The organism is Sphingobium sp. B1D7B (assembly GCF_025961965.1).
Taxonomy (GTDB): domain Bacteria; phylum Pseudomonadota; class Alphaproteobacteria; order Sphingomonadales; family Sphingomonadaceae; genus Sphingobium.
Genome location: NZ_JAOQOR010000001.1, coordinates 3,655,141 through 3,677,322, shown reverse-complemented (window position 1 = coordinate 3,677,322; position 22,182 = coordinate 3,655,141). Strand labels below are relative to the sequence as shown.

Here is a 22,182-nt window from a genome sequence, read left to right as displayed (position 1 = left end):
GCTAGGAAAGCCAGCCATGACCTATGTCGTGACCGACGCGTGCATTCGCTGCAAATATATGGACTGCGTGGAAGTATGCCCGGTGGATTGCTTCTACGAGGGCGAGAACATGCTCGTGATCAATCCCAACGAGTGCATCGACTGCGGCGTGTGCGAGCCGGAATGCCCGGCTGAGGCGATCCTGCCCGATACCGAGAGCGGTCTCGAGCAGTGGCTTGAGGTGAACACCAAATATTCCGCCGAGTGGCCGAATATCACGACCAAGCGCGAACCCCCCGCGGATGCTGAAGAGCATAAGGGTGAGGACGGCAAGTTCGACAAATATTTCTCGCCTGAGCCGGGCGAAGGCGGCTGAGCCTTACGCACAACTGACTGTATTCGCCTGCAATTGCGGGCGGATGCGGTCCCTCGCGATGCCGACCTAGTGGCTCGCGAAGGACTAAGGGCGGGTTCGGAACGAGCCCGCTACGGTTGGGCCAGATGAACTCTCCAGACCAGCGCGACACGCCATCCATAGTGTGTCGGCGTGCGATATGCCGCAAAATATCAGATTACCTCCGGTTAGGCTGGTAATTTTGTTGCGAATCTGTTAAACCCGCCGGGAAGTGACACCCCTCGTCACTCAGGAGTATTCGCGCATGGCCTGTGGCTGGCACCTGCACATCTGCATTCTCGCACATCTGCATTCTCAACGTGCCGCGTAACTCAGCCAAGAATACAAACAGATAGAAGAAAGGTTCGCAAGAATGGCTGCAAAAGCGCTGTCTTTTGATGTCGGCGACTATGTTGTCTATCCGAAGCACGGCGTCGGCCGGGTGATCGAGCTGCAAAGCCAGAAGATCGCCGGGATCGACCTCGAGCTTTATGTGCTGCGTTTCGAGAAGGAGCGGATGACCCTCCGCGTCCCGACGAACAAGGCCGAAAGCGTGGGGATGCGCAAGCTCTCCTCGGACAAGACACTGGGCGAGGCACTCGAAACCCTCAAGGGCAAGCCGAAGGTGAAGCGGACGATGTGGTCGCGCCGCGCGCAGGAATATGAAGCCAAGATCAATTCCGGCGATCTGGTGTCGATCGCGGAAGTGACCCGTGACCTGTTCCGGGCGGACGATCAGCCCGAGCAGAGCTATTCCGAGCGTCAGATCTTCGAAGCCGCCTCCAGCCGTCTGGCGCGTGAACTCGCGGCGATGGAAGAGGTGGACGAGGCGACGGCTCTCAAGAAGATCCTCCAGATCCTCAACGAGGCTGCCCCGAAATATGCCAAGGAACGCGTCGAGTAATCGAGGCTTCTTCCTTAGAGACCAAGAGACGGCGCCCCTTACGGGCGCCGTTTTTTGTTGGGGCGCGTCCACGCCAGGGGCATCGTCCATAGTCACCTCGTCACGATGGGGGCTCGTGTTGGCGACTTGGGGCGACACATCTGCTATGCTCGCGCTCATGAACTGCTTCGGGGGATGACCGTCATGACATCAGGTGCCGCGCGCCGGACGATCCGGCTGCTGATGCTCGTGGCTGCCGCTGGCGGACTGTCAGCGGCCCATGCAGCGAACCGCACCTATATCGTGACCGACTTTGATAGCATCCGTGTCGAGGGACCATTGGAAGTCTCCCTTGAAACCGGGCGCGGGGCGTCCGCGCGGGGCGAGGGAGATCGTGCCACGCTGGATGCTCTGCAACTGACGGTGTCTGCGCGCACGCTGACGGTGCGCCTCCGCGCGCCCGTGGCCGGCGCTGCCGGGGCGCAGGGCGCGCGGGGCACGGCGCGCCTCGCTCTCACAGTGCCGAGCTTGCGCCGGGTGCAACTTGTGGGCTCCGGTCTGCTGCGCGTGAAGGGCCTCAACAAGGCGACTGCCGATGTGAATCTCGTCGGCAGCGGTCGCATCGAGGTGAGGGGAATCGAGATCGACGATCTCAAGCTCGTGCAAGGCGGGGCGGGCAGCACGCTCCTGTCCGGGCGAGCGCGCAAGGTGCAGATCGGCCTCTCCGGCAGCGGCACGCTCGATGCGAGCGACCTGCGGGTCGTGGACCTCGATCTTGCGGTGGATGGCGCCGCGACGGCCGAGACCTTTGCCGAGCGAACCGCCAAAGTGATGCTGGTGGGAACCGGCAGCGCGGTGGTGGAGGGGCGCCCTGCCTGTACCGTGCGCCAGGTCGGGAGTGGTCTGGTGCGCTGCGGACGCCCTGCGCCTTGAGGTAAAAGAAAGGGCGCCGGAAACCCGACGCCCTGTCCTTATGCAATTCTGGCGGTCAGGTTGATCAGGCGAACTGAACCTTCGCGGCGCGGCGGCGCATCAGCATGCCTGCCAGGCCGAGACCGGCGACCATCAGTGCCCAGGTGGCGGGCTCCGGCACGGGAGCCGGGACCGGCGCTGCGCCCGTCTTGTAGATGGTCGCGTTCGAGCCGCTGGCGAACTGGAGATTCAGCAGGTCGATGCCGTCGGTGCCAGCATCGAACTTATAGAATGCGGTGATGTTGTTGGCGAGCGGCTGACCCTTGCCCGACGGATTGGGAATGTTGCCGAAGTGCACGCCGATATAGGTCGTGCCGTACATCATCGTGTCGAAGTTGAGGGTGGTGGTCGAGATCCAGGGCGAACCGGAGACCTTCTCCACGGCGCTGGAAAAGGCGTTGGGGAGCGTCAGACCGAGCAGGGCCAGTGCGGACGTCTGATCTCCCGTGGTGGCCTGACTGGCCAGATTACCATTGTAGAAGCCGACGCAGCTGAAGCTCGAACTCGCGGTGAGGCCAATGTCCGATGCGGAGCAGCTTGCGGCAGAGCTGACAAGCGCAGCCTGAGCCGGCTGAACGGCAAAAGCAGCACAGGTCACCAGCGATGCGATGAGGATCTTACGCATGTATCGAACTTCCCGACTGAGCGTTCTCGGCTCGTTTCCTTTGGCAGGCCTGCCTTCGTTCCAACGGAGGCTTCCTGATGACCGAGCATGTAGAGCCCGCGGCAAAAAGGGGCGAGGTCGTTAAGGATAGTTTCCTGGCCCTTCCGGGCGCTGTCCGACATTGGCACTGTTTTGCAGCAAGGATTAACGCGCGTGGAAAAGCGGGATGATCGTTTGCAAGGCGCTGCCGCCCGCCGCCGCTAGATCCGATCCGCCTGCACCACGGCGTCCACGGCCCGCAACGCCGAGAGAATTCGGGCGACGTGGCTCGCATCTTCCACCTCAAGATCGATGAGATCGGTGTGGAACGGGCCTTCGCGGTTCACCAGTTGCAGGTTGAGGATGTTGGCCTTGTTGACCGCGAAGATGTTGGCCACCGTCGCCAGAGCGCCAGGCTGGTTCTTCAGGATGACCGACAGCCGCGCCGTGCCACCCTTGGCTTCGCTGTCCCAGCTGAGGTCCACCCAGTCGGCATCCTGACCGGTCTCCAGCACGAGGCAATCGATGGTATGCACCTCGATCGGTTCGCCCGGCCGCCGCAGGCCGACGATGCGGTCGCCCGGAACGGGATGACAGCATTCTGATAGGGTGAAGGCGATGCCGGGCGTCAGGCCGATGATCGAGACCGCCTGCGCCTGCTTCTTGCGCCGCCGCGCCGCGCCGGGTGCGTCCTCCGCACTGCCGGGCACTAGGGCGTTCATCACCTCCTCGTCCGAGATACGGTTGGTTGCGATGGCGATCATCAGCGCGGCCTTGTCTTCCAGCTTGAGCCGCTTGATCGCCGCTTTCTCCGCCTTGTCGCCAATTTCCACCGGCAGGCGCAGCACGATCTCCTCGTAGAGCTTCTCGCCCAGCGCGATCGTCTCGGTGCGCTGTTTCTGGCGGATGAACCGGCGGATCGCTGCGCGGGCCTTGCCGGTGATCGCGAAGCTGAGCCAGCCGGGCTGCGGCTCCTGCGCATCGGACTTGAGGATCTCGACCTGGTCGCCATTCTCAAGCTGCGTGCGCAGCGGCATGACGCGCCCATTGATCTTCGCGCCGACGGTCTGGTTGCCGAGCGTGGTGTGGACGGCATAGGCAAAATCGACGGGCGTCGATCCCTTGGGCAGCTGTTGCAGCTCTCCCTTGGGGGTGAAGGCGAAGATCCGATCCTGATACATCGCCATGCGGGTGTGCTCGAGCAACTCCTCCGCGTCATGGCTCTGCTCGAGGATTTCGACGAGATCGCGCAGCCAGCCGGCCTGCCCGTCGGGGCGCGCGCCGGACTGCTTGTAGGCCCAGTGGGCGGCAAGGCCGAACTCGCTATCCTGATGCATCCGCTCCGAGCGAATCTGCACCTCGATGCGGGCATTCTCCTCGTGGATCACGGTGGTATGCAGCGACTGATAGCCGTTGCGCTTTGGCGTGGAGATGTAATCCTTGAACCGCCCGGGCACCATCTTGAAGCGCTGATGGATCAGGCCCAGGGCGCGGTAGCAATCGTCCGTGCTGTCGGTGACGACGCGGAATGCCATGATGTCCGTCAGCTGCTCGAAGCTGATGTGGCGCTCCTGCGTCTTTCGCCAGATCGAGTAGGGATGCTTTTCCCGGCCGGAGACCGTGACGTGCATGCCCGCCGAGGTGAGCATATTTTGCAGCTGCGTCGAGATGCGGGCAACCTTGCTCTCGCCACCTTCCTTGAGCAGGGCGAGACGCTTGGTGACGCTGTCATAGGCATCGGGCTCAAGCTGCTGAAAGGCAAGGAGCTGCATCTCGCGCATGAACTCGTACATGCCGATGCGCTCGGCGAGCGGCGCGTAGATATCCATCGTCTCGCGGGCGATGCGGCGGCGCTTTTCCTCATTCCTGATGAAGTGCAACGTGCGCATATTGTGCAGCCGGTCCGCCAGCTTGACGAGCAGCACGCGAATATCATCCGACATGGCGAGGAGAAACTTGCGCAGATTCTCGGCGGCCCGCTGGCTTTCGCTCTGCGCTTCGATCTTGCTGAGCTTGGTCACGCCATCGACCAGTCGGGCAACGTCCTGCCCGAACAGGCGCTCGATCTCCGCCGTGGTGGTGAGCGTATCCTCGATCGTATCGTGCAGCAGGGCGGTGACGATGGTCTTATCGTCCAGGAACAGATCGGTCAGAATGCCTGCCACTTCAATCGGATGACTGAAGTAGGGATCGCCACTGGCGCGTTTTTGCGTGCCATGCTTGGCGACCGAAAACACATAGGCGCGGTTGATCAGGGCCTCATCGGCATCCGGGTCATAGCCTTTGACCCTCTCGACCAGTTCATATTGACGCAACATCGTCGCGCAACATGGTGGGCGGACCCCGTGCAGCGCAACAAAAAACTCGCGCTGCAGCGGCCGGGGAGGGGGAAGTTGTCCCCTCAACGCCACGCTCCGCCCGATCCGTGCGACGAAGGCACAGTCGAGCGCACTCGCCATTTGGCGCGGCGCGCCGAATGCGCTAGCGTCGCTGGCCATGGCTGAACGCAAGGGTCTTGATGCATTTGAGGGCTGCGCCCTGCCGGCCGCGCTCGAAACGATGGGCGAGCGGTGGTCGTTCATGATCCTGCGCGCCTGCTTCAGCGGCATCGTTTATTTCGAGGATTTCCAATGTGCGCTCGGCATCGCCCGCAACATCTTGTCCAATCGGTTGGGTAAGCTGGTTACGAGGGGCATCCTCACCCGTGAGCCGGTCGCCAATGACAAGCGCCGTGTCGCTTACGGCCTTACCGAGAAAGGCAAAGCCTTGATGCCGGTCATGATTGCGCTGCGCCAGTGGGGAGAGCGCTGGGAGCCAGTGCAGCCCGCACGGCGTATTCTGGCGGACAGCCGCGACCGGCAGCCGGTCCGCGAGGTGCGCTTGCAGGCAGCCGATGGCCGGCTGCTCGACTATCAGGATCTGTGCTGGATCGAGGCGCCGGCCGCGGCCGACGAGGAGCCGGACTGCACAGCCGCGCCCCTGCGCGCGATGGGCGCCGCGCGTTGAGCCCGCCGATGACATCCGTGCTCGTCATCCGCCGTCGCCCGTTCTTTGAGGATAAGAACAAGGCGTTCTGGACCTTGCAGGCGGTCGGATGGACCGGCGCCTTCCTGCTGCGCGCGGTCTCCGGCATCGCCAATGGCCAGCCGATGTCCTTTCTGGTGCCGGTGCTGATCTCGACGATCACCGGCTATTCGCTGACGCTGCTGATGGCGGTCGGCTATCGCTTCCTGCTACGGCAGACGCCCATCGTTACCTGGACGGCCTCGATCGTCATCGCGATCGTTGCGGGCGGAACATCGGCCTTTATCGATGCCTGGGTGTTCACCACGCTCAACCAGTCGGGCGATGGCTCCAGCCTCAAGCTGTTCCTGGGAGCCTTTTACCTCAATTTCACGCTGCTGGGGGCGTGGTCGGCGCTTTATTACGCGATTAATTTCTACATCACGGTAGAAGAGCAGGCCGACCAGTTGCAGTTGCTGGAGAGCCAGGCCAGCAGTGCCCAGCTCGCCATGCTGCGCTACCAGCTCAATCCGCATTTCCTGTTCAACACGCTCAACAGCATTTCCACGCTGGTGCTGCTCAAGCAGACGGAGCGGGCCAATGCCATGCTCTCGCGGCTGTCGGCCTTCCTGCGCTACACGCTCATCAACGAGCCGACGGCGCAGGTGACGCTGGAGCAGGAGGTCGAGACGCTCAAGCTGTATCTCGAAATCGAGAAAATGCGCTTCGAGGATCGTCTGCGCCCGATTTTCGACATCCATCCAGCAGTGGCATCGGCGCGACTTCCTTCGCTGCTGCTGCAACCTTTGGTCGAGAACGCCATTAAATATGCCGTAACCCCCCAGGAGGAGGGCGCGGATATCGTGGTCACAGCGCAGCCTGTCGGCGAAAACGTGCGGATCGTCGTTTCGGACACCGGTCCCGGCTTGAATGGGAGCGATCAGCGCATGACGAAGGGTACGGGTGTGGGCCTTGCCAACATTCGTGACCGATTGGTTCAGGCGTTCGGGGAACGCCAGAATATGGAAACGCGTTCACCACCCGAGGGGGGCTACAGCGTCATCATCGAGATGCCGTTCATTACCGCCGAACCATCAAGGGTAGCCGCATGACCATACGCACCATTCTCGTCGACGATGAAAGCCTCGCCATTCAGGGGCTGAAGCTCCGCCTGGAGGCTCATCCCGACGTTGAGATTGTGGAGACGTGCACCAACGGTCGCGAAGCGATCCGCGCGATCAAGACACACAAGCCCGATCTCGTTTTCCTCGATATCCAAATGCCCGGCTTTGACGGCTTCTCTGTGGTCCAGGGGGTGATGGAGGTCGAGCCGCCGCTCTTCATCTTCGTGACGGCTTATTCCGATCACGCGCTGCGAGCCTTTGAGGCCAAGGCGATCGATTATCTGATGAAGCCGGTGGAAGAGCAGCGCCTTGCCGATGCGCTCGACCGTGCCCGGACCCGCCTGCACGAGAAGAAGCAGGTGGAGGAAGCCGGTCGCCTGCGCGAAGTGCTGGCCGAGGTGGCTCCGGACGCGGTGTCCGAAATGCCTGCGGACAATGAGGCGCCCTCATCGAGCCGTTATGAGAAGCTTATCAACATCAAGGATCGCGGGCAGATCTTCCGCATCGATGTCGATACCATCGAGCGGATCGACGCGGCCGGCGATTATATGTGCATCTACACCGCGGATAACTCGCTGATCCTGCGTGAGACGATGAAGGATCTCGAAAAGCGGCTGGACCCGCGCAATTTCCAGCGCATCCATCGCTCGACCATCGTCAACCTGTCGCAGGTTCGTCAGGTCAAGCCGCATACCAACGGCGAGTGCTTCCTGATCCTTGAATCCGGCAGCCAGGTGAAGGTGAGCCGCTCCTATCGCGACGTGGTCGCGCGCTTCGTGCACTAAGAGCGCCACCGCTCAGGTGACGCGACTGAAAAGAAAGGCCGGTCCCTCGCGGGGCCGGCCTTTCCATTTGCCTGGGAGGCAGAAGCGTGGCTGTCAGGCTGCTCAGCAGCGGCTGTCGGCCTTGTCGATCGCGCGGCCGGCAATCGCGCCGACGGCGCCGCCGATGATCACGCCTGCGGTCTTGTCGCCACGGCGACCGGCGACCTCATGGCCGAGCAGGCCACCGGCAAGGGCGCCGATGATCGTGCCGCCCGTGCCATTGTCCCGGCAGCGGTTATCGTAGCGATAGTTGCGGCGGTCAGAATAACGGGCATCGCGGTAATCACGATAGTCGCGGTCGTTGTAGCGATAGTCACGGCCATAATCGCCGCGATAGTCGCGATAATGGTCACGGGCCATGGCCGGAGCCGTGACGCCGAAGGACGTTGCGACCATGGTGGCGGCCGCCGTGATGCTGAGGAACTTGCGTGCAGTCATGGTCTTGCTCCTTCAAATCCTTTGGCGGGCATCTTGCGGCACGGTGGCCACGCCTTGTCCGTCATGATGTCTGTTTAGACCCCATCCGTTGAGCCAAAGCTGAATGGACATTTTAGGCAAGGTTCAGCTTTGCCGACCTGACGTCGCTTGGCTGGCGCGCTGCCCCAGGGGGCGCTAGGAGCAAGGCCATGCGGCGCATCCTGCTCATTCTCGCCCTCTTCATTCTGCTGATGAATGGCCGCCACCCGGCGCTTTCTCCGGGTCTTGAGAATGGGCCGCTGCTCATCAAGGCCGAGCCACTGGCGCTAAGGTCGGCCGCAGCGGACGCCACGGCCTTCGGGCCGCTCCGCCTGACGGGCGCCTGGTCCCTGACCAGCCCGCGTGAGGTCTTCGGCGGCATTTCCGCGCTGATGGTGCGTGCTGACGGCAATCTGACCGGGCTGACCGATTCGGGGGAATTGTTTGAGAACATGCGGCCGGGGCGGCCGGGCGTTGGCAAGGTCCAGTCCCTGCCGCGCTGGGCGGTCGAGCAGGACTGGCCGCGTTGGAAGATGGATTCGGAGAGCCTCGCGCATGACCCGGTGTCGGGGCGCTCCTGGGTGGGGTTCGAGCATCTTCAGCGAATCTGCCGCTATGCGCCCCGGTTTCGCCATGTCGAAGCCTGCGTCGCCCCTGCGGAAATCAGACATTGGCCCTCGACGGGCAGCATCGAATCGCTGGTGCGGTTGGGCGATGGGCGGTTTCTCGCCATTGCCGAAATGGCGCAGGACCGCTCCGGTGCGTTCGAAGCGCTGCTGTGGCAGGGCGATCCGGTCGCGCGGGAGACACCACCGCCGCTGCAGCTTCGCTATCACGCGCCCGCCGGTTACCGGCCGACGGATGCGCTGTGGCTTGGCGGAGACCGGCTGCTGGTTCTCAATCGACGGCTGACGCTGGCACACGGCTTTACGGCCCGGCTGAGCCTTGTGCGATTGCCAGCATTCAAGGATGGCGCCGAGCTTTCCGGTACGGTCGTGGCCCGGCTGGAGCCGCCCGGGTTGGCGGATAATTTCGAGGGGCTGGCGCTGGGCTGGGAGGCGGGTCAGCCGATCCTGTGGGTCGTTTCCGACAATAACCGCTTTGCCCTGCAGCGCACCTTGCTGCTGCGCTTCGCCTTGCCGGCCGACTGGATCGGGGAGGGGCTGCGACCCTGAATTACAGGCACAGAAAAAGGCGGCCTGCTGAGGCCGCCCCTTTCAATCTCTGTGTCTGGCCGAATGGATCGGCCAGCGCGTTCAGGCAGCCTTGACGGCTACCTTCTTGACGATCTCACGCTTCAGGCGACGCACGCGCAGCGAGAGCTTTTCGTCAGAGGTCTTGAGCAGCCAGTTGTCCAGACCACCGTTATGCTCGACCGAGCGCAGGCCGTGGGTCGAAACCCGCAGCTTCACGCCACGCTCCAGCGTGTCGGAGATGAGCGTCACATTCTGCAGGTTGGGCAGAAACACGCGCTTGGTCTTGTTATTGGCGTGGGACACGTTGTGGCCCACTTGGCGGCCCCGGCCGGTCAGTTCGCAGATGCGCGACATGTCAATCGATCCTGATACTTGGTCGTTCGGAAAGCGGCGCCGATACAAGGCGGGGGACGAATCGTCAAGGCGGTTTCCCGCAAAACGACCCTGTCCTTGCGCGCGGCCTAGCAGGACTGGCCTCGACAGGGAAGGGCGGATGAGCCACTAGCTGCGATCATGTCGAGCGCTTTTCCCCTGCCCGAGCCGATGCGTCTGGCGCTGGACTGTGCGCGCCGCGCTGCGGACGCGGGGGAAGTGCCGATCGGCGCTGTGATAATGCGGAATGGCGCGGTGATCGGGCAGGGCGAGAATCGCAACCGGCGCGATCGCGATCCCACGGCGCATGCCGAGATCGTCGCGATCCGCGCTGCCTGCGCACATCTCGGGCAGGACCGGCTTGGCGATTGCGACCTGTGGGTGACGCTCGAACCCTGCCCCATGTGCGCGGGGGCCATTGCCCATGCCCGGATCGCCCGGCTTTATTATGGCGCGGCCGATCCCAAGGGCGGTGGTGTCGAGCATGGTGCGCGGGTCTTTGCGCAGCCTCAATGCCATCACCGTCCGGAGATCTTTCCCGGCATCGGCGAGGACAGCTCAGCGCGCCTTTTGCGGGACTTTTTCGCCGCGCGGCGGTGACGCGGTTGCGGAAGAGGCCTGCGCCGCCAGCGGCGTGATCCGGTAGAGCCGGTAGGGCAACTCGCTCGGCGCCTTGACGGTGACCGGCGTCAGGAAGGGGAATGTCTCGCCACGCGCCAGCCGTGCATAGAAGCCCTTGGGGCTGCGGCGCTGGTAGATCGTCCCTTCCGGGAAGCCGGGACAGTAGAGCAGATAGGTCGCGCCGCGCTTCTGCGCGATCTTGCGAAATGTCTCGGGCGACCCATCGAAGGCGTGGTGCACGTCGAGAATGGCTTCCTGATTGCGGTGATAGGGGCCGGCAATGACCGTGTGGTGCGTAATCGCGATGAGGCGCGGCCCCAGATCGACGAGGGTGAAGATCGTCGCAGGCGCGATCTGGTCGAGCGGTTGCAGCGCAGGCTGGGTGCGGCAGCGCACTTCCGGTCGATGCGTGCCGGTGAGCGGCTTCGTGGCGGGTTTTGAGACCGCGGACAGATTGGACGCCGGTGCGGCGCTGGCGCTGTTGGCTGAGGCGTTCTTCGCCGAGGGGGACGCCTGGTTGCGAATCGAGGGCGCGGTGTTCGCCTGGTTTTCCGGCTTGGGCGCCTGGGCAAAGGCCTTTGAAACGATGGGATAGAGGAAATAGACGCTGCTCGCCCAGATGAGGACGAGCGCGGCCGGCACGGCCAGCAATCGCCGGAGCCACGAGCCGGTGAGCAGGGTGACGATGATCGCCCAGCCGGCCCAGGCGACCGGGGGAATGGCCAGAAGCTGCGCGGCAGGGCCGGCGCGGATTTGCCAGAAGGTGAGCGCGATGGCGAAGGCGATCATCAGCGTGACCGTGGCCCAGGCCCACATCCGCTCCGAATCGCGGCGGGCGGCCCAGCAACCGATCAGGCCACAGAGCAGACCCGTCACCGGCAGGCTGATCATCGGCACCCAGCTCGATTGTGCTTGCACATAGATCGGCTTGGCCTCGCGGATGTAGACCAGCCAGCTCTTCTGGAGTTCAGGCGAGATGCCGTAGAGGTCCGTCACGCAATTGGGCCAGCTCAGCCATGCAAAAGCGAGAACGGCCCCTCCCCCAAGGGCCGCGGCGCCCAGGCGCTGCAGCCAGCCGCGGAGGGGCAGGAGGGTGAGGCCGTAAAGAACGCCCGCCGTCAGCACGAGTACGCTGGCCCAGACCGGTGAGATGGCATCGCATACCGGCGCGCGATTGGCGTTGCTGGCGAACAGCGCGTAGCCGAGCGCCGTCGTACCGCCGAGGCCAAGCGCATAGGGGCGGACGCGGCGGGCAGCGCCTTCCTTGAAAATCCACCGCAAGGCAATGAGCGCGCCGGCCCCGACGAGATATACCAGCATTTCCATGCCGATGACCACGGAGAGAGCGCTGGCGACGCCGGTGACGACACCGCCGCGCGTCCACTTGCGATCGACAAGGCCCGCAAGCGCGGTCGCCGTGAGCGCCAACTGCCAGCCATGATGATCTATGCGCAGCGGCATGAACATGGAGAGGCCCATGCCGGCGCCCAGCGGCAGCAGCATCGCGATGAACCAGCCCTGGCCCTGGCCACGATCCGATAAGCGCCGGGCGATGAAGGCAAGGGCGAGCATCAGCAGCAGCAACGGGAGCAGTGGCTCGACGCCAACCGCCAGTTCCTCGGCGCGCGCGCGATCGGTGAACAGGCTGAAGAAGAGGATGAGGGCGGCGATGGGCAGATCGACCAGCCGGCTCCAGTGGATATTGGCGCCATCGGGCGGCGCCATGCGGTGCTGCCGCAAATCCCACCAACTCTGCCCGGCCAGCCAGTCCCTCACCTGCAGATACCGCATATTATCGTCGGTATCGCCAAGGGAGAGGAAGCGAATGGCATCCGCGGAGCGATTCAGGAAATAGGCCGCGATGATCAGCCAAGCGATGACGATCAGCCAGCGCCATTCACGCTGCGCGAACCCCTCTATGGCGCGCCACAGCCGGCTCGCGCGCGATGTCCACCCGCTTTGAGTGGCAGAACTGTCAATCCGCATGGTTCAGCGCCCGATAGCCATATGTGCAGGAACAGGCAGGGCGGCCTCGTCGTCCCGATACGCCTGCGGTCTTACCCAATGGGGAACCGCGACCATTGCCGCTGCCGAGTTCACGGCCTAGGGCTTAGCCATGTGCATCAAAAGCGCAACGGGGCAAATCACACATGAGTGAATCGAAACGCCGGTCGGCTGAAAGTGCGTGTAGCTGATGATCGGTGGACAACTCGTGCGCTATGCGCTGACCGGCGGCTTCGTCACGGCGCTGCAGGCTGGCGTCTACTGGGTTCTGGCGCAATTGCTGGGCGTCCACCCGCAACTCGCGAATGTCTGCGGCTATCTGGTGGCGGTAGCTACAGGCTATGTGCTGCATGGCCGCTTCACATTTCGGGGGCATGGTAGCCGGGATCGTCCGGTGGCGCAGGCGGTGCGCTTTGCGATCGTTTCGCTGCTCAGTCTGGCGCTCAACGCCTTCTGGGTCTGGCTGTGCGTGGAACGGCTGATGCTGCCGCTCTGGTCGCCGATCCCCTTGATGGGCGTGGTCACGCCGGTGCTGGTCTTCACGCTCAACCGCCAATGGGTGTTCCGCTAAGGCGAGCGCGCAATAAAAAGGGCCGCCGGATCGCCGGCAGCCCTTTTCGAATTCTTACGGCAAAGCCGTGGATTACATCGCGTTGTTGGCGACGTTGCTGGCACCGTTCGCCATGTTGTCCATCGCGTTGCCCGCGGCGTTCATGGTGTTGTCGGCAGCGTTTTCCACGTCGTTCGACATGTTCACGGTGTTGTTGACGGCTTCGTTGGTCTCGGACTTGGAGCACGCGGCGAGGCCGAGCGAAGCAGCCAGAACAAGCGAGATGGCAATAGTCTTGGTCATGGGCAAACCCCTTGATGAATTCAAACCGAGCAGAAGCTGTGGAAGGGGTCCCCCCCCTTTGCCTGCGGAGCGATTCGTATCGATTTGTGAGCGCCAGCGCAATCCCTTGGTAATGATGCCCATTAACCAGCGATGAAAGCTATGGCTTGAACTGCCTCCGCGGATGCCGCAGACAGCCGGGCGATGCTGGGACAACTCGATCTTTTCCGCGCTCTTGCCGATCCCACGAGACTGCGGATCGTGCATCTTCTGCGTGAGATGGAACTGGCGGTGGGCGAAGTCGCGCTCGTCGTCGGGCAGAGCCAGCCCCGCGTCTCCCGGCATGTCCGCATATTGGTGGAGGCCGGGCTGGCGGAACGCCGGAAGGAAGGCAGTTGGGTGTTCCTGCGTCTGTGCGGGGGACAGGAGACGCCGGCATTGCTGGCCCTGCTTGACGCGGCAGCACCCTCAGCAAGCGAGCGGCTGTGGATCGAAGCGGATCAGGCGCGCCTTACGGCCGTTCGGGCGGAGCGGGCGCGCGCGGCCGAGGATTATTTCGCGAGCCATGCCGAGGAATGGGACGCCCAGCGCTCGCTCTATGTGCCGGAGGCCGATGTGGAAGCGGCCATGCTGGCGATGCTCAAGACGCACGAGCTTGGCCGCTTGCTCGATGTGGGCACGGGGACGGGGCGGATCGCGACCCTGTTCGCCGCGCAGTCCGAGCAGGTGCTGGCGATCGATCGCAGTGCCGAAATGCTGCGGCTGGCGCGCGGGAAGCTGCCGCGCGACATCGCCGACCGGGTGCATTTTCTGGCCGGCGATTTCAGTGCCTTGCCCATCGAGGATGGATCGGCCGACACGGCGATTTTACATCAGGTGCTGCATTATGCGCAGGCGCCCGAGCGGGTCATCGCCGAGATCGCGCGCACCTTGCGGCCGGGCGGGCGGCTGCTGATCGTCGATTTCGCGCCGCATGAGCGGGAGGAATTGCGAACGCGCGACGCCCATAGCCGGCTGGGCTTTTCCGATGAGCAGATTAGGGCATGGTTCGCCGCGGCGGGGGTCGCGCTGGAGCAGGTGGATACGCTGGCGGGCGGCGAGCTGACCGTGAAGCTGTGGCTCGGCCAGAGCCAGCGCGTGCCGCTGGCTCAAAAAAAGGACGCCCGACGCGCATAAACGCCGGGCGCCGCGACTGCATTTCGCGACAATCGAGGGAGATCAGTCGCTCGGCACGAGGTGGCGCCGGCGCGCCATCAAGGCCAGCCGGTCCTTGACCGCCAGCTTGAGGCGCTTGAGTCGCTGCAGCTTTCCGAAATCCGGCGCGCGCTGCCGCTGTTCAAAGCGCAGGGCTTCATCGAGCTTCTGGTGCCGATCAAGGAGACTGAAGATATGCTTGGACATATGCCACTCCGTTGGAAGGTTTCCAAAACTCGGGTGACAACCGGGCGATGATCTTGTCTGCATGGGGGTGCCAGACGTCGCACCGGTGTCACCCGATGCGGTCCGACATCACGAGCTGACGCAGGGGGAACGTCGTTGCTCGCCAGAGGGGCCCGGCCCGCACATCCAATGTAGCAAGCCGAGACGGCTGTTCAAGTCTGAACAGGCTTTTTCTGTCGCAAAAACCGCCTCATAGCGGGCGTGGCGCGGAGCGACCGGCGTTATTCGCCGAGTTGGCGGGCTTCCTGATATTTAAGCTCAAGATAGCGGTTATGAACCGCGAGCTTGTCGAGATCGCCATCGGCGAGCTGGGCCGTCACATGCGCGATCTCCTGCTCGATGACGGAGAGGCCCTCGACCAGTTGCGCGTCCGGCACGCGGCCGTTGCGAGGGACATGACGCAGCGGTTCGGGAATCGACTGATAGCCGGTAACCAGCTCCGGCAGATGGTCGCTGAGCAGGCGCCGGACCTCGACGGCGGCAGGCTCGCGGGGGTCGAGCTTGGCGAGCTGAGGTGCCAGGGTCTCCAGCCGGTTGCCGATGGCGTTGACGATGGGGATGGCGGGCGCCGGGAGCGCGCGACGCTGATTGTCGAGCCAGATCTCGGTCTTTTGCGGAAGCGTCTTGAGGTCCGCCTGCGCGAGCCGTTCCGGCTCCATGACGCGGGGCTCGGTGGAGATGAACGCGAAAGCGAGGCAGGCGATGAGCAGGCCCATGACCAGCAGAACGCCCGTGGTGCCGATGCCACCCAGCACGAACCCGGCAATCGCCGCGCCCACCAGCACGGCAGCGACCGCGAGGATCATGCGCTTGAGCCGCCGCGTCCAGTCGCGCTGCATCCGGGCGATCTTGCGACCGGTATGGCGGTAGCGCTCGCTGGTCCGCGCAATCAACTCATTGGCGCGCTGGACGATTTCGTCGACTTCGCTGGGCATGGCGGCCCTGTTACTCGATTGCCGTCAGCGGAGACTGGCCGCTGGTCACCGCTGCCTGCGCGCGGGCCTGACCCTCCGCGCGCGCAATATAGCCTTTCGACTTCTCGACTTCAGTGCTGAGCGTGTTCACCGTCGTCTTCATATTCTCCAGCGCTTTCAGCTTGAAGGTGTCGATATTGTCCATGGTGTCGTAGATATTCTGGAAAGCGCGCTGCAGCGTCTCCAGCGGGATTGTGCTGCTGGCCGCCTGCTCATGGATTTGCGCCGACTGGGTCTTGAGCAGTTCGCCCGTCGAATCGATGAGGTTGGCCGTCGTCGTGTTAAGCGCGGTGATCTGATCGAGGACCAGCTTCTGCCCGGCCAGTGCCTGCGCCACGGTCACTGCCGTGCGCAAGGCAGAGACGGTGGTCGTGCTCGCACGGTCTACGCCCTTCACCAGCTCGACATTGTTCTTCTTAACCAGATCCAGCGCCAGATAGCCCTGCACGGTGACCGCCATTTGCGTCAGCAGGTCCTGGGTGCGCTGGCGCACGTAGAACAGCGCGCTCTCCTTGATGGCCTTGCTCTTGGCCGGATCGGTCGTCTCCAGCTCGAAGGCCTTTTGCTCGAGCCGCGCGTCCATGGCCTTGGCGATGTGGATCATCTGCTCCAGCCGGCCCATGGTCGCCCACATGTTCTGCCGCTCGACATCGATGGCGGCATTATCCTTGATCAGCGTGTCCTTGCCGCTGGCGAGGCTGCCGAGGATCGAGTTGATGTGCGTCTGGCTCGACTTGTAGCTGTCGAAATAGTTGCGCATCTTGTTGCCGAACGGGATGATGCCGAAGAGCTTGCGCGGCGCGAGCAGATTGCCGCGCTTGCCGGGATCGAGATCCTCGATGACACGGCGCAACTCGGCAAGGTCGGTGCCGACATTGCTGTCCGCGTCCATGGCGCGCACCGGGCGATCGAGGAAGCGGTTGGAGTGGCCGGCAGCTTCCGCAATCTCCTTGCGGCCCATGTTGGTGATCTGATCGACCTTGGCGCCGAACTCGGGGGAATTGGCGTCGAGCGCGGCCAGTTCCTCGACAAAGGCATCGACCTTTTCGTCGAGCTTGCTCTTCTTCTCATCTTCCAGCGGCACGAGGCCGGCAGCGCGTTCAGCCGTCACATTGGGCACCACCTCGGGTGGGGTGAGATCGAGCTTGTCCTGGGTCGTCGTCGCGCTGGTCGCCATCTGGGTCTCCTTGGGGTGTAATATTGCGATATAACACCGCCGGTTCAAGGCCGGTCTTCAGTATAGGGGGCATGGGGCGGAGAAGTAAGTCCCCGGAGGTCAGGACGACGTGGATTGCACTGCGCGGCCACGGCGCTCACGAGGAGACGCCGGAGACGGAGTGATGGTAAATCAAATCTAAGCCATTTGAGGCTAGGCCCTGCCGCCTTGGAGAGAACATTGCAAAGGCGCCGGAAATGCACCACCATCATCGCTTCGAGAGGATGTCCCTTGGAAGGCGGTTGGACAGGCAGGCAGCCTGTCAGGCAGCGGGGGGCGCCATTATGGATGTTTATGATCTCGTCGTGATCGGCAGTGGGCCGGCCGGGCGCCGGGCAGCGGTGCAGGCCGCCAAGCTCGGTAAATCGGTGCTGGTGGTGGAAGGGCGCAAGCGTGTCGGCGGCGTGTCCGTGCACACCGGCACCATTCCTTCCAAGACGCTGCGGGAGACCGTGCTCAATCTGACCGGCTGGCGCGAGCGCGGCTTCTACGGCCGCTCCTACCGGGTGAAGAAGGACATTGGCGGCAGCGATCTCGATCACCGGATCGACAAGACGCTGGAGCATGAGGTGGACGTGCTTGAGCACCAGTTCCAGCGCAATGGCGTGCGCACGCTGGAGGGGTTTGCTCGTTTTACCGATCCGCACACCTTGCTGGTCACTGCGCCGGACGAAAGCGAATTGCGGGTGCGCGGCGAGCGGATCCTGATTGCGGTCGGCACTGCGCCGTTCCGGCCGGATAATATCCCGTTCGATGACGATATCGTGCTGGACAGTGACGTGCTGATCGAGGCGCCGCGCGTGCCGCGCTCGCTGGTGGTGATCGGCGCGGGCGTCATCGGCATCGAATATGCGACGATCTTCTCAGCGCTGGATGTGGCGGTGACGCTCATCGAGCCGCGCGAGACATTCCTGGACTTCATCGACCGGGAGATCATCGAGGAATTCATCCATCAGCTGCGCGACCGGGGCATGACCATCCGGCTGGGCGCCAAGGTCACCAACGTGGCCAAGGATGCGAGCGGAGCCGTCGTCACCACGCTGGAAGACGGGCGCGCGATCCGCTCCGAGATGATGCTGTTCGCGGCCGGGCGGGTGGGTGCGACGCATACGCTCGGGCTGGAGCATTGCGGACTGGCGGTGGACAATCGCGGCCGGCTGAAGGTGGATCCCAAGACCTTCCAGACCGATGTGCCGCACATCTACGCGGCGGGCGACGTGATCGGCTTTCCCAGCCTTGCCTCGACCTCGATGGAGCAGGGACGGATCGCGGCGTGCCATGCCTTCGATCTGCCGATGCCGCCGGCGCCGGCCTATTTCCCTTATGGCATCTACGCGGTGCCGGAGATTTCCACGGTCGGCATGAGTGAGCAGGACGTGAAGGCGAAAAAGATTCCCTATGAATGCGGGATCGCGCGCTTTCGTGAAACCTCGCGCGGGCACATCATGGGGCTGGATTCAGGGCTGATGAAGATGATCTTCTCGCTCAAGACGCGGCGGCTGCTTGGCGTGCACATCATCGGCGAGGGCGCAACGGAGCTGATCCACATCGGCCAGGCGGTGCTGAACCTCAAAGGCACGATCGATTATTTTATCGAGAACACGTTCAATTATCCGACGCTGGCCGAGGCTTACAAAATTGCGGCACTGGATGCGTGGAACCGGATGCCCAGGGAGGGGTGAGGGTTCGGTTTTGATTTCGTCATTCCCGCGAACGCGGGAATCCAGTTGCGCGCTATCGCTTAGACCCAACGCCGATCTGGATTCCCGCGTTCGCGGGAATGACGGGGGTGAGAATGAGCGCTCGGGGGTTTTAAACTGACCCCCCTCAAAAACTCTCTTCGCCGTAGACCTTCGTGATGTCGCCCCCCCATGCGCCATTGTAGCGATCCAGCAGGCGCTCGGCGTGGGTGCGGCCGGTGGCGGCGACTTCGTCCAGCGCGGAGAGGTAACCGCCTTCATTTTCGCCGATGCTGTTGAGGCGGGCGCGGGCGGTGAGGCCGGCGCGGGCGATGGCGAGGACCTCGCCGGCGATGTCCTGCAGGGTGCGGCCGCCGGGGACGGGCGCGCCAAGGGCGAGGCGGGGGACTTCGGTGCGGAGGGTCTCGCGCTCCTCCATCGTCCAGTCCTTCACCATATCCCAGGCGGCATCGAGCGCGCCGTCATCATAAAGCAGGCCGACCCACAGGGCCGGCAGGGCGCAGATGCGGTTCCACGGGCCACCATCGGCGCCGCGCATTTCGAGGAAGCTCTTCATGCGCACTTCCGGGAAGGCGGTGGAGAGGTGATCCTCCCAGTCGCCCATGGTCGGTCGCTCGCCGGGGAGGGCGGGCAGCTTGCCATCGAGGAAGTCGCGGAAGCTCTGGCCGGCGGCGTCGATATATTTGCCGTCGCGGAAGACGAAGTACATCGGTACGTCGAGTGCGTAGTCGGCGTAGCGCTCGTAACCGAAGCCATCCTCGAACACGAAGGGCAGCATGCCGGTGCGATGCGGATCGGTGTCCGACCAGATGTGGCTGCGATAGGAGAGGTAGCCGTTGGGCTTGCCCTCCGTGAACGGCGAATTGGCGAACAGGGCCGTCGCCAGCGGCTGGAGCGCGAGGCTGGTGCGAAACATCTTCACCATGCGCGCTTCGCTGGAATAATCCAGATTGACCTGAATGGTGCAGGTGCGCAGCATCATGTCCAAGCCCATGCTTCCGACGCGCGGCATGTGCTGCAGCATGATGCCATAGCGGCCCTTGGGCATGATCGGCAGTTCAGCACGTGTCTTGTCCGGCCACATGCCAAGGCCGAGGAAGCCGAGGCCGAGCTTGTCGCCGACGGCCTTGACCTGTTCCAGATGCCGTCCGGTTTCGGCGCAGGTCTGGTGGAGATTGTCGAGCGGGGCGCCGGAGAGTTCGAGCTGGCCGGCAGGCTCAAGGCTGATTGTGCCATCGCTGCCCGAGAGCGCGATGACCTTGCCGCCTTCCTCGACCGGTTCCCAACCGAACGTGCGCAGGCCATCGAGCAGATCGCGAATGCCGCCGGGCTCATCATAAGAGGGGGCGCGGTGGTCTGCGAGGCGGTAGACGAACTTCTCGTGCTCGGTGCCGATTTTCCAGCGATCTGCAGGCTTTTCGCCATCCTGGAACAGGCTGATGAGCTGGCTGCGAGACTCGATGATCGGATCTTCGCCCGCCGTTTCCTTGCGTGTACTCATTGCCTGATCCGGTCCTCGCCCTGCATCGGCGCGCCCATAAGAGGTTTGCCGCGCCCGCGCAAATTCATTTCGATTCGAAACTTGTCCAGTCACCGTTGAGCGCCATCCAGCAGGCCGTGGCGGCGATGGCGGCGGTCTCGGCGCGGAGGATTCGCGGGCCAAGGGAGATGGGGCGGGCGGCCGCATGCGCGCGGATCAGCGCGCGCTCCTTCTCGGTGAAGCCGCCTTCCGGCCCGATGAGCAGGGCGGCCGGGCCGCTGTTCGCCGCAAAGCTCGTGGTCATCGGCTCGCCGCCCGTCTCGTCCGCGAAGAACAGGGCGCGGTCAGCCGGCCAGTCGGCGAGCAGGGCGGGGAGGGTGGTGAGGTCGGCCAGTTCCGGCAGCGCGGTGCGGCCGCATTGCTCTGCGGCCTCGACCAAATGGGCGTGCAACCGCTCGCCGTTGACCTTGTCGACGATGCTGCGCTCGGTGCGCACCGGGACGAGCCGCGCGACGCCCAGTTCGCAGGCCTTTTCGGCGACCAGATCGATCCGGCCCTTCTTGATCGGGGCGACACAGAGCCAGAAGTCCGGCACGCTCTCTGGCGACCGCGTCTGCGCCGCGCAGCGCAGGACGAGATCGCGCTTGCGGACCTGCTCGGCGGTGGCGCTCCATTCGCCCGAGCGGCCATCGAAGAGAAGGACGGTGTCGCCCTCGCGGAGGCGCATCACTGAAATCAGATAATGAGCGCTGTTGCCCTCGACCGGCACGGCAACCTGCTCGCCGAGCGCCGTCTCGACGAACAGGCGCGGCGTAGATTTGGGTGGCCAGGCGGGAGTGGCGGGCATGAGCATTGCCCTAGTGCATCGTCCGTTGACTCGGCAACGCCTCAATTCCGTTCGTGTCGAGCGAAGTCGAGACCCTCGACAGCATGGCGTAGGTCGAGGGGTGTGTCTCGACTTCGCTCGAAACGAACGGTGGCCGCTCAAGGCACGTGGGCAGAGGCCGCCAGGAGGTGGCGGAAGAGGAGGTCCGGCTCGACGAGGGGTTGATCGGATGGTCGCTCCTGGCGCAGGGGTGGGGCGACCATCAAGGCAACAGGGACTAGCAAGGCGATGGAGCGCAGCGAGCCGCAATATGTGCCGGATACCGAAGCGCAGGGTTTCTTGCGCCTGCTCCCGGCTGCGGCACGGCCCTATGCGCTGCTGGCGCGGTTCGACCGGCCGATCGGCTGGTGGCTGCTGTTCTGGCCCGGCGCCTGGGCGATAGCGCTTGCCGGTGGGGTGCCCGAGCGCTGGACGATGCTGCTCTGGTTCCTGATTGGCAGCATCGCGATGCGGGGCGCTGGCTGTGTCTACAATGATATCGTGGACCGCGACCTCGACGCGAAGGTGGCGCGGACCGCCAATCGGCCCATCGCCAGCGGCGCTGTGTCGCTGAAGGCGGCTTGGGCGTGGTTGCTCATCCTGTGCTTCATCGGGTTGATCGTGCTGCTGCAATTGCGCTGGCAGGCGCAGGTCGTGGCGCTGGCGAGCCTTGCGCTGGTCGCGGCCTATCCGTTCATGAAGCGCATTACCTGGTGGCCGCAGGCTTGGCTGGGGCTGGTGTTCACCTGGGCCGCCCTAGTCGGCTGGGTCGAGATCAGCGGGGGCATGAACGCGGCAGGCCTGTTGCTCTATGGCGGCGCCTTCTTCTGGGTGATCGCCTATGACACCATCTATGCCCTGCAGGACAAGGAGGATGACGCGCTGGTCGGCATCCGCTCCAGCGCCTTGGCGATGGGTCGGCATGTGCGGGTGGGCGTGGGGCTTTGCTTTGTCCTGTCCCTGCTCCTGTGGGGCGGCGCGCTCTGGCAAGTCGTGCCGAGCTGGCTCTCCCTCATGGCCCTGGCGCCTCTGGCGGTGCAGTTCGGCTGGCAGGTCGGGACCTTGCGCGAGGATGGCAATGACCCGCTCGTCAAATTTCGCTCCAACCGCTTCGCCGGTTTGCTGATGTTCGCCGCCTGCCTTGCGGTGGGCAGTGCTTGACGAACGCAGCGGGGGCGGGCAGGCGCAGGCAGCCTGACACCGC

At 63.9% G+C, this 22,182-nt stretch carries 23 protein-coding genes; 12 read left to right on the top strand and 11 right to left on the bottom strand.

The features are described 5' to 3' along the window. The first annotated feature begins 16 nt into the window (after positions 1–16). The 3 genes from fdxA (at position 17) to M2336_RS17250 (ending at position 2,189) form a co-directional block, all read left to right on the top strand. Positions 17–355 carry a ferredoxin FdxA gene (gene fdxA / locus M2336_RS17260; protein ID WP_181560401.1) on the top strand — a complete coding sequence of 113 codons (339 nt, stop codon included), beginning with the start codon at positions 17–19 and terminating at the stop codon, positions 353–355. Positions 356–746: 391 nt separating this feature from the next. Then, positions 747–1,277, top strand: a complete 531-nt coding sequence (locus tag M2336_RS17255; protein ID WP_181560400.1) for a CarD family transcriptional regulator — start codon at positions 747–749, stop codon at positions 1,275–1,277. 183 nt (positions 1,278–1,460) lie between these two features. After that, positions 1,461–2,189 (top strand): DUF2807 domain-containing protein, encoded by a 729-nt coding sequence (locus M2336_RS17250; protein WP_264593229.1) that lies wholly within the window; start codon positions 1,461–1,463, stop codon positions 2,187–2,189. A 64-nt stretch (positions 2,190–2,253) separates the two neighbouring features. Here M2336_RS17250 and M2336_RS17245 read toward each other — a convergent pair whose 3' ends face one another. Then, positions 2,254–2,853 carry a PEPxxWA-CTERM sorting domain-containing protein gene (locus tag M2336_RS17245; protein ID WP_264573413.1) on the bottom strand — a complete coding sequence of 200 codons (600 nt, stop codon included), beginning with the start codon at positions 2,851–2,853 and terminating at the stop codon, positions 2,254–2,256. Positions 2,854–3,092: 239 nt separating this feature from the next. Next, positions 3,093–5,189 carry a RelA/SpoT family protein gene (locus M2336_RS17240; RefSeq protein WP_264573412.1) on the bottom strand — a complete coding sequence of 699 codons (2,097 nt, stop codon included), beginning with the start codon at positions 5,187–5,189 and terminating at the stop codon, positions 3,093–3,095. Between the two features lie 178 nt (positions 5,190–5,367). Here M2336_RS17240 and M2336_RS17235 point away from each other — a divergent pair, with 178 nt between their 5' ends. From M2336_RS17235 to M2336_RS17225, 3 genes are read left to right on the top strand one after another with little or no spacing between them, the layout of a single operon-like run. Next, on the top strand, positions 5,368–5,877 hold the full coding sequence (locus tag M2336_RS17235) for a winged helix-turn-helix transcriptional regulator (protein ID WP_264573411.1): 510 nt from the start codon (positions 5,368–5,370) through the stop codon (positions 5,875–5,877). Positions 5,878–5,885: 8 nt separating this feature from the next. Further along, entirely contained in the window at positions 5,886–6,986 is a 1,101-nt protein-coding gene (locus M2336_RS17230) for a sensor histidine kinase (RefSeq protein WP_181560395.1), read from the top strand. Beyond that, positions 6,983–7,783: a LytR/AlgR family response regulator transcription factor gene (locus M2336_RS17225; protein WP_181560394.1), complete on the top strand. Its 801-nt coding sequence runs from the start codon at positions 6,983–6,985 to the stop codon at positions 7,781–7,783. Before M2336_RS17230 ends, M2336_RS17225 begins: the two co-directional genes overlap by 4 nt. Before the next feature lie 102 nt (positions 7,784–7,885). On the opposite strand, the gene M2336_RS17220 is transcribed toward M2336_RS17225, so the two are convergent. Next, entirely contained in the window at positions 7,886–8,260 is a 375-nt protein-coding gene (locus tag M2336_RS17220) for a glycine zipper 2TM domain-containing protein (RefSeq protein ID WP_181560393.1), read from the bottom strand. Positions 8,261–8,448: 188 nt separating this feature from the next. On the opposite strand from M2336_RS17220, the gene M2336_RS17215 reads away from it, so the two are divergent. Next, on the top strand, positions 8,449–9,453 hold the full coding sequence (locus tag M2336_RS17215) for an esterase-like activity of phytase family protein (protein WP_264573410.1): 1,005 nt from the start codon (positions 8,449–8,451) through the stop codon (positions 9,451–9,453). 81 nt (positions 9,454–9,534) lie between these two features. Here the strand turns inward: M2336_RS17215 and rpmB are convergent, their stop codons facing one another. Further along, positions 9,535–9,828 (bottom strand): 50S ribosomal protein L28, encoded by a 294-nt coding sequence (rpmB, locus tag M2336_RS17210; protein WP_181560391.1) that lies wholly within the window; start codon positions 9,826–9,828, stop codon positions 9,535–9,537. Positions 9,829–9,987: 159 nt separating this feature from the next. On the opposite strand from rpmB, the gene M2336_RS17205 reads away from it, so the two are divergent. Continuing rightward, on the top strand, positions 9,988–10,446 hold the full coding sequence (locus M2336_RS17205; RefSeq protein WP_264573409.1) for a nucleoside deaminase: 459 nt from the start codon (positions 9,988–9,990) through the stop codon (positions 10,444–10,446). On the opposite strand, the gene M2336_RS17200 is transcribed toward M2336_RS17205, so the two are convergent. After that, complete coding sequence (locus tag M2336_RS17200) at positions 10,405–12,453, bottom strand: hypothetical protein (protein WP_264573408.1); 2,049 nt, start codon at positions 12,451–12,453, stop codon at positions 10,405–10,407. The genes M2336_RS17205 and M2336_RS17200 overlap by 42 nt on opposite strands. Positions 12,454–12,661: 208 nt before the next feature. Here M2336_RS17200 and M2336_RS17195 point away from each other — a divergent pair, with 208 nt between their 5' ends. Next, positions 12,662–13,042, top strand: coding sequence for a GtrA family protein (locus tag M2336_RS17195; protein WP_181560388.1), 381 nt, complete (start codon positions 12,662–12,664; stop codon positions 13,040–13,042). A gap of 72 nt (positions 13,043–13,114) precedes the next feature. Here M2336_RS17195 and M2336_RS17190 read toward each other — a convergent pair whose 3' ends face one another. After that, positions 13,115–13,324, bottom strand: a complete 210-nt coding sequence (locus M2336_RS17190) for a circumsporozoite protein (protein WP_181560387.1) — start codon at positions 13,322–13,324, stop codon at positions 13,115–13,117. Between the two features lie 183 nt (positions 13,325–13,507). On the opposite strand from M2336_RS17190, the gene M2336_RS17185 reads away from it, so the two are divergent. Further along, positions 13,508–14,479, top strand: coding sequence for an ArsR/SmtB family transcription factor (locus M2336_RS17185; RefSeq protein ID WP_264573407.1), 972 nt, complete (start codon positions 13,508–13,510; stop codon positions 14,477–14,479). Between the two features lie 42 nt (positions 14,480–14,521). On the opposite strand, the gene M2336_RS17180 is transcribed toward M2336_RS17185, so the two are convergent. From M2336_RS17180 to M2336_RS17170, 3 genes are all read right to left on the bottom strand, one after another. Continuing rightward, positions 14,522–14,704 carry a DUF465 domain-containing protein gene (locus M2336_RS17180; RefSeq protein WP_181560385.1) on the bottom strand — a complete coding sequence of 61 codons (183 nt, stop codon included), beginning with the start codon at positions 14,702–14,704 and terminating at the stop codon, positions 14,522–14,524. 260 nt (positions 14,705–14,964) lie between these two features. Continuing rightward, positions 14,965–15,678 carry a hypothetical protein gene (locus M2336_RS17175; protein WP_264573406.1) on the bottom strand — a complete coding sequence of 238 codons (714 nt, stop codon included), beginning with the start codon at positions 15,676–15,678 and terminating at the stop codon, positions 14,965–14,967. Positions 15,679–15,688: 10 nt separating this feature from the next. Next, the gene (locus M2336_RS17170) at positions 15,689–16,894 is read right to left on the bottom strand and encodes a toxic anion resistance protein (RefSeq protein WP_264573405.1); all 1,206 of its coding nucleotides are present in this window, start codon (positions 16,892–16,894) and stop codon (positions 15,689–15,691) included. Positions 16,895–17,217: 323 nt separating this feature from the next. On the opposite strand from M2336_RS17170, the gene sthA reads away from it, so the two are divergent. After that, entirely contained in the window at positions 17,218–18,615 is a 1,398-nt protein-coding gene (gene sthA / locus M2336_RS17165) for a Si-specific NAD(P)(+) transhydrogenase (protein WP_264573404.1), read from the top strand. A 145-nt stretch (positions 18,616–18,760) separates the two neighbouring features. On the opposite strand, the gene M2336_RS17160 is transcribed toward sthA, so the two are convergent. Both M2336_RS17160 and M2336_RS17155 read right to left on the bottom strand, forming a co-directional pair. Then, entirely contained in the window at positions 18,761–20,134 is a 1,374-nt protein-coding gene (locus tag M2336_RS17160; protein WP_264573403.1) for a glutamate--cysteine ligase, read from the bottom strand. 64 nt (positions 20,135–20,198) lie between these two features. Continuing rightward, positions 20,199–20,960 (bottom strand): 16S rRNA (uracil(1498)-N(3))-methyltransferase, encoded by a 762-nt coding sequence (locus tag M2336_RS17155; protein ID WP_264573402.1) that lies wholly within the window; start codon positions 20,958–20,960, stop codon positions 20,199–20,201. A 267-nt stretch (positions 20,961–21,227) separates the two neighbouring features. On the opposite strand from M2336_RS17155, the gene ubiA reads away from it, so the two are divergent. Continuing rightward, positions 21,228–22,139, top strand: a complete 912-nt coding sequence (gene ubiA, locus M2336_RS17150; protein ID WP_264573401.1) for a 4-hydroxybenzoate octaprenyltransferase — start codon at positions 21,228–21,230, stop codon at positions 22,137–22,139. Positions 22,140–22,182 lie beyond the last annotated feature (43 nt).